Raw genomic sequence first — 14,036 nt, 5'->3', positions numbered from 1 at the left:
CGCCTTATAAAAACGCTGCGCTTCCACTGGACGGGTCACTCTGACCCGCCAGAATTATTTCCTCCGTATACCTGGAGAAGCGTATAACATGGCATCACACATATCTGCCGTCCGCCGAATCGACTTCACATCATGAACCCGAACCATCTGGCAGCCTTGGGCGATGCCGAAGGCAACGGTCGCAGCCGTTCCTTCCAGCGCATCATCGGCACCAACATCCAGGGTGTTCTGGATGAATCTTTTGCGTGAGGTGGCTAGCAGAACCGGATAACCCATTTCATTGAGTAAACCGAGCGATGACATGAGCTTCAGATTTTCTGCGAGATCCTTCACAAAACCAATGCCCGGGTCCAGGATAATCTGATCTGCTTTTACACCGGATCCCAGCGCAATCTGTATGCTCTCCTGCAAATCGCTGACGACATCACTCAAATAATCGGTATAGTTTCGTTCCTGTCGATTATGCATCAGAATAACGGGACACTCCAGTGCTGCTGCCGTGCGTGCCATATCTGGATCTGCCTTGGCCCCCCACACATCATTAATGATATGGGCACCGGCTAGAATAGCTTGACGCGCAACATCGGCCTTATACGTGTCTACCGATATTGGAATGTGCGGGGCTTGCTGATGCAATGCTTCGATAACCGGAATGATCCGGCTCAGCTCTTCATCGGCGCCCACTACATTTGAACCTGGCCGTGTGGACTCCCCGCCGATATCAATAAGGTCCGCCCCGTCCTCCATCATCTGCATGGCATGAGCAACCGCCCGCTCCACGTTGGTATACCGACCACCATCCGAGAATGAGTCAGGTGTGACGTTGAGAATACCCATGATCTGTGTTCTTGCACCCAGCTTCAACTCAGCTGGCCCCCATGCATAGTTCCGTTCATAGATGACAGGTGTAAGTGTCATGAAGTATACCCCGCTTTCTGCCGGTACATACCCAGAAGGACTGTTGTAACCGGGCCTATATGTCCGTTGCTGATTATCGTTACGACTCCGTCCTGATCCCGCAGAGTCGTAACCGGAACCAGTTCGGCAACTGAGCCTGTTAGAAATATTTCATCTGCTTGCAGAAGATCTTTCCAAGCAGCTAACGTTTCTATGCAAGGAATGCCTTTCTTCGTGGCGATCTCAAGCACCACGGCTCTCGTGATGCCAGGCAGAATGCCGGTTGAGAGCGCTGGCGTGTAGAGCACATTTTCCCGTATCCAAAATACATTGCTGACAATACCCTCAGCGACATGCCCGTCACGGGTTAATTGTAGACCTTCTGCACCCTGTGCATCCTGCCCATACGCATTCAACTCCCGTTTCGCCAGAATGCTGTTCATATAATGCAGTGACTTGAATCGGACTTCACCTTCGGGCGTGTTGCGTGGTGTAGACAACCTTTGAAGCATTTTGCCACTTTCATATAAAGAGGGAGTGGGCTCAGGTAATGCTTTTGCCAGTAAAATATGATTTGGATTCGAATAATCACCAGAAGGTAAACCTAGCGGCGCTTCACCTGCGGATACCGTGTATCGGACGTATGCATCCTGAAGTCCGTTCGCCTGCATCAAACGTTGAATCCAATCTGTCACCTCTGCCGCGGTCGTTGTAAAAGGAATGCCCAGTTCTTCACACCCCGAAGCCATCCGCTCCAAATGCCGTTCCAGCAGAAAAGGGATGCCTCGATAGGTCCGAAATGTCTCGAACAATCCAAGTCCGTACAAAAAGCCGTGATCCGTTACAGGAACCACGGCTGCCGCCATATTGACCAACTCTCCGTTTATCGCGGCATATTGCATATTATACCTTCACCTGTTGGGACAGGAAGTTGCGAAGCATCTGATGCCCATGGTCTGTAATAATGGATTCCGGGTGGAATTGAACCCCTTCAATCGCATATTCTTTGTGACGCAAACCCATAATTTCACCTTCAGCTGTCTCCGCTGTAATCTCCAGGCAGTCCGGCAGACTGCTGCGCTCTACAATGAGGGAGTGATAACGGGTAGCTGTAAACGGGGATGGCAATCCGGCAAATACGGATGTTCCATTATGGTGCATCTCGGATGTTTTGCCGTGCATCATGCGCTCTGCACGAATGACATTGCCCCCAAACGCTTGTCCAATGGACTGATGCCCCAAACATACACCAAAGATCGGAATGCTTCCCTTGAAATGCTCAATGACTGCCAGGCTAATACCTGCTTCATTCGGTGTACAAGGACCCGGAGAGATCAGAATATGATCAGGTGCCAGTGTCTCTATGCCTGCCAAATCAATCTCGTCGTTGCGGCGAACTTCCACCGTCTCACCCAGTTCACCCAGATATTGAACCAGGTTGTACGTGAAGGAATCGTAATTATCGATAACCAGTATCATATGCCTGCTCCTCCTCATCTTCCGTCAATCAAGTGACGGTTGCTTCGTTTTATTTTTTAATGGCTTCGGCTCGCTCTACTTGTTCCTGTTCCATAACTCTGCTTGCTTCTGCCTCTTCGCTGTAATTCACAGCTCTCATCATCGCTCTTGCCTTGTTGCGACATTCCTTGTATTCCCGATATGGATCGGAATCAATGACAATGCCTGCACCGGCCTGTACATAACCAATACCATCCTTAATGGCAAGTGTACGAATGACGATGTTCAATTCCATATTTCCACTGTAATCCATCCACCCGATGGAACCCGTATAAGGTCCACGACGCACAGGCTCAAGCTCCTCGATAATCTCCATGGTGCGGACTTTGGGCGCTCCGGTAATCGTTCCACCCGGGAATGTCGCAGCAATCACATCAAATACGGATAACCCTTCTGCCAGTCTGCCTTCCACCTGGGAAACGAGATGCATGACATGGGAATACTTCTCGATGGTCATCAATTCAGGCACATGAACCGAACCGTAGGCTGCAATCCGTCCGATATCATTACGTTCCAGATCGACGAGCATAATATGCTCCGCCCGTTCCTTCTCACTACTCAGCAGTTCATCCGCCATCGCCTTATCCTCTGCCTCATCACGACCCCTTCTTCGGGTCCCTGCGATGGGACGTGCACTGACTTTGCCATTCTCCACTTTGACCAGCAGCTCTGGAGATCCGCTTACCAGTTGAAAGTCTGGACTACGAAGCATACCCATATACGGTGATGGATTCACGAGGCGTAACCATTCATAAATATGCTCAGCGCTCGAATGAAGCCGTTTTTCCTGTCTCAAGGACAGATTCACCTGAAACACATCGCCCTGTCTGATATATTCCTGTACTGTGCGTACTGCCTGTTCAAATTCCTCCTGCGGGAAGGAGGTTGCCCACCCTTCGGATTCCCCGTTCGTATCTTCAGGCTGCGGTGTACGATTGACCTGCTTGTTGCGGTGTTCCAGTGCCTGCATTTGTTCCTCGGCCTGTGCAACCCCCATTATATGAAGCCATCGTTGCTGCATCGCTATCGCCCGCGCTTCGGCTACTGCATATAGACCACGCACATCGGTTTCGTTCGGATTAGGCTCTACAGCCAGATGAACCATGCAGAAAAGTGCCTGTTGCTGATGGTCATACGCCCATATTTCTTCAAAACGCATCCACCAATAATCCGGCAGAGCCGGGTTATCTTCAGCCGAGGCTGGAAGCTTCTCCAACGATCTCGCTACATCATAGCTGAGATAACCTGCGTATCCACCCCCAAAGTCTGGAGCCCCAGTAACCTTAGGCGCACGATAAGGGGCTGTCCATCTCTTCAATACATCAAGCGGCTTGCCGCTGTCCATCGAGGTGGTTCCTTCCGGTACATCACGAATAACCGCTTCCTGACCCTTCCCGGAAATAACGGAAACGGGGTCTAGTCCCAGAAATGTATATCTTCCGCCTTTGCCATTCTCCAACACCATTGCGTAGGGTGACGCCTGTTCCCAGGCTGCCTCCCAAGATAACGGTAAACCGCCATGATACGGCCCCTCATCCGACTTGGTGATATAGGGCATCATGGTCCAGCCTTGCTCAGCCCACTCCATCCAGTCGGCGTATGTTGTCATCAGGTGTGTCATTGCGGTTTGCCGCCCTCCATCTGTCGCTAGTTCTATTGTCTGATAGTATACTAAAGCGCCGCTCCTTTTAAAAGCATTACATCAAAAATCCTCCATACCCGTCAGCGGGCAAGGAGGATTGGTTTTATTATTTGTAGGTTTAGCCTTCGAAGTTGTAAAGCGGCGTGCTGAGGTAACGTTCACCGTTACTTGGCACGATTACAACAACGCGTTTGCCTGCACCCAGCTGTTTGGCAACCTGGAGACCTGCACGGATCGCTGCACCGGAAGAAATTCCGGACAGGATGCCCTCTTCCTTCGCTACCTGACGAGCCGTCTCGAATGCATCATCATTCTCAATGTGGATGATCTCATCATAAATTTCTTGGTCGAGGATCTCAGGAATAAAGTTGGCACCAATTCCTTGGATCTTATGAGGTCCTGGTTTGCCGCCTGCGAGAATTGGCGAAGCTGCTGGCTCAACTGCAACAATTTTAATACCAGGGAAAGCTTCTTTCAGCACTTCGCCTGTACCTGTAATTGTTCCGCCTGTACCAATTCCGGCAATGAACGCATCCAACGTACCGCCCACAGACTGGATTGCATCAACAATTTCAGGGCCAGTCGTTTCACGGTGAATCTTCACGTTGGCTTTATTTTTAAATTGCTCAGCCATGAAATAGGATGGGTTTTCTTTCAGCAGTTCTTCGGCTTTTTTAACAGCACCGTTCATACCTTCAGCTCCAGGTGTAAGCACAAGCTCAGCACCGTACGCACGAAGCAAGTTGCGACGCTCCAAGCTCATGGTCTCAGGCATTACAATAACGGACTTGTAGCCTTTGGCTGCAGCCACCATCGCGAGTCCAATTCCCGTGTTACCACTTGTTGCTTCGATAATGGTATCACCTGGTTTCAACTTGCCTTCTTTTTCCGCTTCTTCCACAATGCTAATTGCGATACGATCTTTCACGCTTGAACCTGGATTCTGATACTCCAGCTTCACGAATACTTCAGCACTGCCTTCAGGTACGATACGGTTCAGACGAACAAGCGGAGTACCTCCGATGAGTTCTGTTACGTTATTAACTACTTTAGCCATATGAATGCCCTCCTTAGTGGATGAATAAAACTTGAGTCCTGTTAACTATACTGTGCGGCTGATAGCCTCTGGGATGTTATAGAAGAACTGCGGAAATCCTGCTGCTCCCATCCTTTACTGCTAATATTTCAAGACAGGGTGAAGGTTTCCGTAAGTTTCTTTGTTCATAAGTAAAGCTTTTATATCCGAGTAAACGAGTAGGTATTTATTATTTTCATCTTATCAACGTTAACCCTTATTGTCAATATGAGTACTCAAAAAAATACTCTGCCTTCGGCCCTAAGACCGCAGACAGAGTATTTTTATCAAGATGCTGCAGAGCGAGACCATATTCCCATAAAATTTCAGGAGGCAGGAATCTCGGACAGGATTACGGCTTCATACTTGTTACGCAGCATTTGTTCGACCTGTGGCAAGGGATCTGCCTGACTCAGAGCCAGCTGCATTCGAATCTCCTCACGGACCTCTTCGGCCGATTGCACCTGTTGTTCTTCTTTATCATTGAGTCTGATAATCGCATAGCCCTCTTCCACTTGAACTGGACCACCAATATTACCTATATCCAGTCCGGCAGCGAGTTGAAGAATTTCTTCGGACTGGAATGGATCATTCCGCTCAATCCAGCCCAGCCTGCCGCCAGCATCACGAGAGAAGCTGTCTGTCGATTGCCTGCGGGCAGCTTCTTCAAAGTCTTCCCCCTTCTCCAACGCATCCAGTAAGGAATCGGCTTCCTCTTCTTCCTTCACTACGATAATGGACAAGTCATATTTCTCGGGGGAAACGTAGTCCTCACGGTGTTCAGTCCAGTAATGCTCAATATCTGCATCCTTGATCTGTATGCCGATCGTTGCGATTTTCTCCAACAGCAGCCTGTAGCCGGCTTCCAATTCAAGCTCCTGTTTCGACAGGCCCAATTGAGACTTCATTTCGTCATAATACGCTTTCTCCGAATCGTAACCATCCATCGCGGCCGCGAGCTCCCTTGCAATCTCTTGGGGAGTGACGATCAGCTTGCGTTCAATTGCTTCGGCATATACCGCTTTACGGTTTAACATCTGGAGTAATAACTCACTGCCGTAACGTCTTTTCAGCGCATCGGTCCACTCTTTATCCGTGATAACTTCTCCGTTGATCGTCGCTACGGTGCTTCCTTCTTCCGTATTGGCATCATGGGATGCATCTGCCTCGTCTTTGCCCTGTCTGAGACCATGCATAGCCATCACCGTACCCATGACCAGCATGCCCAGCGTCAAGACAATGACAGCCGTCCACAACCCTTTTTCCTGTCTTGTCATTCGGCATCCCGTCCCCGCATAGATCAGTTCTTGGCTTGCTCTAGGATGGTCTCAAGTTGTTCTTTATTAAAGTCATAAGCTTCATTACAGAATTGGCAAACTACTTCAGCTTGGCCCTCTTCTTCAATTAATTGTTCCATCTCCGTTTGGCCCAGGCTGATTAGCGTCTTCTCTACCCGCTCACGTGAACACTCACAGCTAAAATGAATATCCAATCCTTCCATTACTTGTACATCTGGCAACAATCGGCGAAGCAACTCTTCCAATTCAAGCCCCTGCTCCAGTAAAGTCGTCACTGGCGGCAATGCACTAATAGCATTTTCGATCGCCGTGATCTCTTGATCTGTCAATCCCGGCAACAGCTGCATAATGAATCCGCCTGCGACAATAACGGAATTATCCGTATCAACGAGCACGCCAACGCCTACAGCAGAAGGTGTTTGCTCCGATTGAGCAAAATAGTACGTGAAGTCTTCACCCAGTTCTCCTGAAATAATAGGTACACTGCCACGATATGGCTCTTTCAATCCCAGGTCTTTCGTTATGTTAATGAAACCTTCCGTTCCAACCGCACCGGCAACGTCCAGTTTCCCCACACTGTTGCTTGGCAGATGTACATGTGGATTAGAAACATATCCTCGTACTTCGCCTTTGGCATTGGCATCGGCTACAATCTGTCCAATTGGACCATCGCCGTTGACTTGTACCGTTAACTTCTCTTCACCTTTGAGCATTGCACCCATAATGGCTGCAGTTGTAACCGTACGCCCCATGGCAGCTGTAGCCGTGGGAAACGTATCATGTCTTCTGCGTAGTTCCTCAACCAGTTCCGTAGTCTGGATAGCAAAGGCCCTTACCTTTCCATTCATTGCTGTACCACGAATTAACCGGTCATGCTTGTTGTTGTTTTCCAAGTCATTCAGCCTCCTTTGGCGTATCGCCATAATAGTCGTAACACAGAAAAAACGGCACAACACTTAAGCTGTAATCTCAGCCCGCTGTATGCCGTCTCTATGCTCACCTTTCCCGGTTCCGCTCATATATAATACGCAGCCCTTCAAGCGTAAGCAGCGGATCAACTTCCTCTATACTACGGGTTTCTTCTGCGATAAGTGTAGCGAGACCACCTGTCGCGATAACTCTGGGTTTCGCACCCATCTCTTCGCGAATGCGTTCTACAATACCGTCTACCTGCCCTGCATAGCCAAATATAATACCTGCTTGCATGGCATGAATAGTATTACGGCCAATGACCTTTTTAGGTTTCTCCAGCTCTATACGAGGCAGCTTGGATGCCCGCTCATAGAGGGCTTCCGTGGCGATCTGAATGCCAGGTACAATAGCTCCACCCAGGTAGTGACCTTTCTCGTCAATACAGTCAAAGGTCGTTGCGGTCCCGAAATCGACCACGACGAGAGGGCCACCATATTTCTCAACGGCTGCCACTGCATTCACAATACGATCTGCACCCACTTCACGAGGGTTCTCATATCGCAAGTTCAAGCCGGTTTTAATGCCGGGCCCGACGAGTAAAGCTTTTTTGCCTACATATTTCTCACACATCGCTTCGATGACATTCACCAGTGGCGGAACCACAGATGAGATGATGACACCTTCGATGTCACTTGCCCTGATGCCCGACATATGAAATAAATTATAAATCAATACGCCGTATTCATCCACTGTTGACTGACGGGATGTACTCAGACGAAAGTGGTGCAGCAATTCCCGGCCTTGATATACGCCGAGCACCATATTGCTGTTCCCCACGTCTACAACTAGAATCAAAGAGGTTCACCCCTCTTTCTTTTCATTTAAATCCAGGCTGATATCCAGGCTCTCAAAAGAATAGGTTAACCTGCCAACCGAGATTACATCCACACCACTCTCAGCAATACCACGAATGGTCTGGAGGGATACGTTACCGGATGCTTCAACCTTCACATGAGGAGCCTGTTCACGAATAAGCTCAACCGCTTCACGCATCCGCTCTGGATGCATGTTATCCAGCATAATGATATCTGCCCCGGCTTGCAAGGCTTCTCTCACCTGCTCCAGATTTTCAGTCTCCACTTCAATCGTCATCGTATGTGGAATAACGGTTCGCGCACGCTGTACCGCCTCGGTGATTCCGCCTGCACCCTTGATGTGGTTATCCTTAATCATAACGGCATCGTACAGTCCAAATCGATGATTCGCTCCGCCACCCACGCGCACTGCGTATTTCTCAAGTAATCGGTGACCCGGCGTTGTCTTACGTGTATCCACAAGTCTGGTCTCAAGTCCATCTAGCAGATCAACGTAAGCACGCGTACGCGTAGCAATCCCGGACATACGTTGCAGCAAGTTGAGTGCCAGTCGTTCCCCCGTAAGCAGCGAGTGTGTACTTCCCTCTACCTCGGCCAAAATTGTGCCGTGGGTAACCTTGTCTCCGTCTATTACCTTCGGTGTAAATACAAGATCAGGATCAACGATCTTAAATACAAGTTCAGCCACAGTCATGCCTGCAATAATACCATTGTCTTTGGCGTGTATAATAGCCTTGGATTGGTTGCCTGCTGGGATCGTCACACTCGTTGTAACGTCACCTGCACCGACATCTTCACGAAGCCAGTTTTTGATTGATTCGATAAGCCCTTCATTATATCCGTTCAGTATCATGACATCAATTCCTCCACAATCGCTTGTTCTCGCTGCTGCAGACTATGCTTCTGCCACACCATATCATCACGTACCGGGAAATCCTCACGATAGTGAGCCCCCCGACTCTCCTCGCGGTGTAATGCGCCACCGGTAACTAACCAGGCACAGGTCAGAAGATTGGCATACTCCAACTCTTCCTTATGAGTAAGTGTCTGATCAAAAAACTGCAATTCCTGTTGCAGCTTCTCCATGGCCTTCCGCAGGTCCTCACCTTTCCGGCGCAAGCCTACCTGACGAACCATCATTTTCTGTAATCGTAAGCGTCTTTCGGATACCGGCTTTTGCTCTTCCATGATCTTGTTGATCTTGCTATTCATGCCCGCAGATGAAGGCGCACCCGCTCTTGCTTGTAATGAACCAAGCGGAGGAAGAGATTGAATACGCTCAACAATTCTCCGACCAAATACAATCGCTTCTGATAAGGAGTTGCTTGCCAGTCGGTTAGCTCCATGCACTCCTGTAGAAGATACCTCGCCACAAGCAAATAATCGGGAGATACTGCTTTCTCCACTTAAATCCGTTTTCACGCCACCCATCATGTAATGGGCAGCAGGTGCAACGGGAATCCAGTCGGTTGTCATGTCCAATCCATAACGCATACAAGTCTCATATATGGTAGGAAACCGGTGCTTGATCATCTCTGGCTGTTCATGCGTAATGTCCAAATACACGAACGTACTGTTGGTGGACTCCATCTCACTAACAATCGCTCGTGCCACGATATCGCGTGGGGCCAGTTCAAGCTGGACATGATAACGATCCATGAAACGTTCGCCCTTCACATTGCGCAAGTATGCTCCTTCACCACGTACGGCTTCTGACACAAGGAAACGCGGGGCCCCCGGGTAACAAAGAGAGGTGGGGTGGAATTGGATAAATTCCATGTCACGCACGATAGCCCCAGCCCGGTAGGCCATTGCTACACCATCGGCAGTAGCTACATCCGGGTTCGTTGTGTATCGGTATAGTTGCCCTGCCCCGCCAGAGCAAAGAACGGTTGCCTGTGCTTTCACGAACACTTGCGATCCGTCATCCTTTTGAACCAGTGCGCCATTGCATTCCCCTCGCTCTGTAATCAGGTCAACAACAAAATGCTCATCCCATACTTCAATCCCGGGATGCTCATTCACTTCGACAGCAAGTGCACGTACAATCTCATATCCCGTGGCATCCCCGTTGGCATGCAAAATACGGCGGTGGCTATGCGCACCTTCCTGCGTCAATGCCAACTCGCCGTTCTCCAGATCAAACAAAGTACCCAGACGAATCAGTTCCTTCACTCCGTCCGGACCCTCATTCACCAATACCTCTACCGCCTCGGAGCGGCATAAGCCCGCTCCTGCAACAAGTGTGTCCTGCAAGTGGTAAGCAGGTGAATCATCCTCAGCAATAACCGCAGCGATTCCTCCCTGCGCATATCTGGTGTTACTTTCAAGTAATGACTTCTTCGTGATCATTAATACACGTTGTTGTTCACTGGCCTTAATAGCAGTAAACAAGCCAGCAATCCCTGAGCCTATAACGAGTACATCCGTCTCTACCATGGGTAGCGCAGACAGATCAAAATTAACTAAATATTGCGGTATCATGTTATTCACCTGTCTTGGAGCAAGAGTAGCGCATCCTATTTTACCAACAACATGCGCTCTAGTGATTCTCTGGCTTTGTCGGCAACAGCCGGTGGCACGTAGATCTGCGGCTTCATCGTTTCCAGGCATTTCACCAGTTTCTTCAAGTTGTTCACCTTCATATTGGGACATACGAGGAACTTGGTAGCAAAGTGGAACTGTTTATCCGGACTGTCCAGACGAAGCTGATATCCTGTGCCATCTTCGGTACCTACGATAAATTCCTTCGCTGATGAATTTTTGCAATACTCCAGAATAGCTGTTGTGCTGCCCACAAAATCACCCATTTCCACAACTTCAGGGCGACACTCTGGATGAACAACAAACTCTGCATTTGGATGCTTGGCTCTCATCTCCACCACATCCTTGACTGTGAGCATATCATGCGTGTTGCAGTAACCTTCCCAGATAATCATTTTTTTGTCTGTATGCTGCTGCACGTAATGTCCCAGGTTTTTATCAGGTACCCAAATAATCTCGTCGGAATCCACCGATTGAATAACCCGAACTGCATTCGCTGAAGTACAACAGATGTCAGTCTCAGCCTTAATCTCAGCCGAGGAATTGATATAAGTAACCACCTTGGCGTTAGGGTGTTGTGCTTTCAATTTGCGTAGTCCATCCACGTTCACCATATCTGCCATCGGGCAGCCCGCACGTTCATCCGGAATAATAACTGTTTTGTTCGGCGCCAGAATTTTAGCGCTTTCACCCATAAAATGAACACCACAGAAAACGATCACATCCGCATCGGTTTGTGCTGCTTTCTGGGCTAACAGAAACGAATCTCCACGGAAGTCAGCAACCTCCTGTACTTCGTCACGTTGGTAATAATGGGCAAGAATAATGGCATTACGTTCCTTCTTCAATTCCATCAGCCGCTCACGCAGCTCGCGGTTCATCTCAGCCTTGCGCTCTAAAGCCAGAGCTTCCACCTGTGATCCTCTCCTTTATCGGGACAGCGTCATGCGCTGTTTCGTAGGGCTAACCTAAGTCGTTAACATCGCTTGAGAAACGAATCACAAGCGGTTTAACAACTAATTTACACAACGTTCACGACTCTGTCAATAAATGAAAAAGGCCCAGTACTGCGCCTTAACCACCTGTTTGCTAACTGGTTCGCCATCTAACTCCCGTTTATCTTTATCTATCCTCTTTTAAAATAAAGGACAAAAAAAGAGAGCCCGAGGGCTCTCCTGATTTCACCTGCTATCCTAGCCAGATGGATTATGCATTAAGACGTTGGCTTCGTTCCACCATCATCCGGGTTATTGTTATTACCTTTTTCCAGATTCGGAGCTTCGTTTGGAATATCTCCGGCTGGTGGCTCAGGCGTTTCATCTTTACCTTGAATACGGACACGCACATCACCGATGTTGTCGATGATTGGCTCTCCGCCTTCAGTTGGTGTGCCTTCACCATCATTGTCGTTCTCTGCTTTTGGAGTTAAGGAACCTGTTTCGATCAATTGCTTGATCTGATCCATTTCCAAAGTCTCTACCTCAAGCAAAGTTTGAGCGATCAGATGCATCTCTTTTGAATGTTTAACAAGCAAGTCCTTACATTTCTCATAACATTCATTGATAAAGCGTTGCATTTCCTGATCAATCTCATACGCAATGGAATCCGAGTAATTCTGTTCATGACCGATATCCCGACCAAGGAATACCTGTCCTTGTGAACTTCCGAATTGCATAGGTCCCAATTTCTCACTCATTCCGTATTCCATAACCATGCTGCGAACAATACCTGTCGCTTGCTGGAAGTCACTGTATGCACCAGTACCAATCTCTCCGATGAACAATTCTTCAGCTACACGACCTCCGAGAAGTCCGGTTACTTTATCCAACAGTTCCTGCTTGGTAACCAGCATACGGTCTTCTTTTGGCAACATGATTACATATCCACCCGCACGTCCGCGCGGGATAATGGTCACTTTATGTACCATATCAGCATGTTCCAGGAAGTATCCTACAATGGTATGGCCTGCTTCGTGATAAGCAACGATTCGTTTCTCACGATCACTGATGACACGGCTTTTCTTCTCCGTACCAACGATGACACGGTCAATCGCTTCGTCAACTTCTTTCATGGAAATATCTTTACGATTACGACGTGCTGCGAGCAATGCCGCTTCGTTCAAGAGATTCTCCAAATCTGCACCAGAGAAACCTGTTGTACGTTTCGCGATAATATCCATCTTCACGTCTTTAGTCAGTGGTTTATTACGGGAATGTACTTTCAAGACAGCTTCACGACCTTTTACATCAGGGCGGTCAACCGTAATTTGACGGTCAAAACGTCCTGGACGCAGCAAGGCAGGGTCCAAAATATCTGCACGGTTCGTTGCAGCTACGATGATAATACCTTCGTTAGCTCCGAAACCGTCCATTTCAACGAGCAACTGGTTAAGTGTTTGCTCACGCTCATCGTGACCACCACCAAGACCAGCACCACGCTGACGTCCTACAGCATCAATCTCATCGATAAAGATGATACATGGCGCATTTTTCTTTGCATTTTCAAACAAATCACGTACACGTGATGCACCGACACCGACAAACATTTCCACGAAGTCGGAACCTGAAATACTGAAGAATGGTACACCCGCTTCACCGGCTACCGCACGAGCGAGCAACGTTTTACCTGTACCTGGAGGACCTACGAGCAATACGCCCTTAGGAATCCGTGCACCTACTGCTGCGAATTTACGAGGGTCCTTGAGGAAGTCTACAACCTCAACAAGTTCCTGTTTCTCTTCGTCAGCACCCGCAACATCTTCAAATGTAACCCGCTTCTTCTCTTCGTTATAGAGACGAGCACGGCTTTTACCAAAGTTCATTACTTTACCGCCGCCGCCTTGAGCCTGATTAAACAGGAAGAAGAACAGCAGGAACATAATGATCAAAGGGATAAAGGAAGTCAGCAACGTCAACCAGATGCTGTCACCTTTCATTGGCTCCTGATGATATTGGAAATTGTTAGTTTCACTTGCAGCTACAAGCTCACTAATTGCCTCATCCGTAGGAGGAATATACGTTGAGAAATTTTCTGATTTGGCGCCATCTGGTGCCTTCTTGTATTGACCGGTCACGAGATACGTTTGACCGTTGAATTGAACCGTCAATTCAGAGACATTGTTGGCTTTGATCGCTGCACGCAACTGATCATATCTAGGATTATCGGTGGCTTCGCCGCCATTGCTGACGAACTGGACTATCCCCACCACAACTAAAAAAAGAATCAAATAAAAACCAGAATTCCGGATGAACCGATTCATCCCCTACCTCCTCTCG

The 14,036-nt window shown here is 48.6% G+C and carries 12 protein-coding genes; all 12 read right to left on the bottom strand.

Going from position 1 to position 14,036, the window contains the following annotated elements; translation table 11 throughout:
* Positions 1-54: 54 nt before the first annotated feature.
* Positions 55-918 carry a dihydropteroate synthase gene (gene folP / locus MKZ12_RS00360; protein WP_339258182.1) on the bottom strand — a complete coding sequence of 288 codons (864 nt, stop codon included), beginning with the start codon at positions 916-918 and terminating at the stop codon, positions 55-57.
* Positions 915-1,799, bottom strand: coding sequence for an aminotransferase class IV (locus tag MKZ12_RS00355; protein WP_339258181.1), 885 nt, complete (start codon positions 1,797-1,799; stop codon positions 915-917). Before MKZ12_RS00355 ends, folP begins: the two co-directional genes overlap by 4 nt.
* Position 1,800: 1 nt before the next feature.
* Positions 1,801-2,376, bottom strand: a complete 576-nt coding sequence (pabA, locus tag MKZ12_RS00350; RefSeq protein ID WP_339238947.1) for an aminodeoxychorismate/anthranilate synthase component II — start codon at positions 2,374-2,376, stop codon at positions 1,801-1,803.
* A gap of 49 nt (positions 2,377-2,425) precedes the next feature.
* Entirely contained in the window at positions 2,426-4,036 is a 1,611-nt protein-coding gene (locus tag MKZ12_RS00345) for an anthranilate synthase component I family protein (RefSeq protein ID WP_339258178.1), read from the bottom strand.
* A 139-nt stretch (positions 4,037-4,175) separates the two neighbouring features.
* Complete coding sequence (cysK, locus tag MKZ12_RS00340; RefSeq protein WP_339238945.1) at positions 4,176-5,114, bottom strand: cysteine synthase A; 939 nt, start codon at positions 5,112-5,114, stop codon at positions 4,176-4,178.
* Positions 5,115-5,458: 344 nt separating this feature from the next.
* On the bottom strand, positions 5,459-6,409 hold the full coding sequence (locus MKZ12_RS00335; RefSeq protein WP_339238944.1) for a peptidyl-prolyl cis-trans isomerase: 951 nt from the start codon (positions 6,407-6,409) through the stop codon (positions 5,459-5,461).
* Positions 6,410-6,432: 23 nt separating this feature from the next.
* Positions 6,433-7,353, bottom strand: a complete 921-nt coding sequence (hslO, locus tag MKZ12_RS00330; protein ID WP_339238943.1) for an Hsp33 family molecular chaperone HslO — start codon at positions 7,351-7,353, stop codon at positions 6,433-6,435.
* Between the two features lie 73 nt (positions 7,354-7,426).
* The gene (locus MKZ12_RS00325) at positions 7,427-8,197 is read right to left on the bottom strand and encodes a type III pantothenate kinase (protein WP_026081372.1); all 771 of its coding nucleotides are present in this window, start codon (positions 8,195-8,197) and stop codon (positions 7,427-7,429) included.
* 6 nt (positions 8,198-8,203) lie between these two features.
* Positions 8,204-9,070 carry a carboxylating nicotinate-nucleotide diphosphorylase gene (gene nadC / locus MKZ12_RS00320; protein WP_339258176.1) on the bottom strand — a complete coding sequence of 289 codons (867 nt, stop codon included), beginning with the start codon at positions 9,068-9,070 and terminating at the stop codon, positions 8,204-8,206.
* Positions 9,067-10,701: an L-aspartate oxidase gene (gene nadB / locus MKZ12_RS00315; RefSeq protein WP_339258174.1), complete on the bottom strand. Its 1,635-nt coding sequence runs from the start codon at positions 10,699-10,701 to the stop codon at positions 9,067-9,069. The genes nadC and nadB overlap by 4 nt, the downstream gene beginning before the upstream one ends.
* 35 nt (positions 10,702-10,736) lie before the next feature.
* The gene (gene nadA / locus MKZ12_RS00310; RefSeq protein WP_017691350.1) at positions 10,737-11,675 is read right to left on the bottom strand and encodes a quinolinate synthase NadA; all 939 of its coding nucleotides are present in this window, start codon (positions 11,673-11,675) and stop codon (positions 10,737-10,739) included.
* A gap of 299 nt (positions 11,676-11,974) precedes the next feature.
* A complete protein-coding gene (gene ftsH, locus MKZ12_RS00305; protein ID WP_339258172.1) occupies positions 11,975-14,020 on the bottom strand; it encodes an ATP-dependent zinc metalloprotease FtsH in 2,046 nt (681 codons plus the stop codon).
* Positions 14,021-14,036 lie beyond the last annotated feature (16 nt).

This window comes from Paenibacillus sp. FSL R5-0713 (assembly GCF_037973325.1).
In the GTDB taxonomy this organism is placed as follows: domain Bacteria; phylum Bacillota; class Bacilli; order Paenibacillales; family Paenibacillaceae; genus Paenibacillus.
The sequence above is the reverse complement of the archived record's forward strand: the minus strand, read 5'-3'. Positions and strand labels throughout refer to the sequence as shown.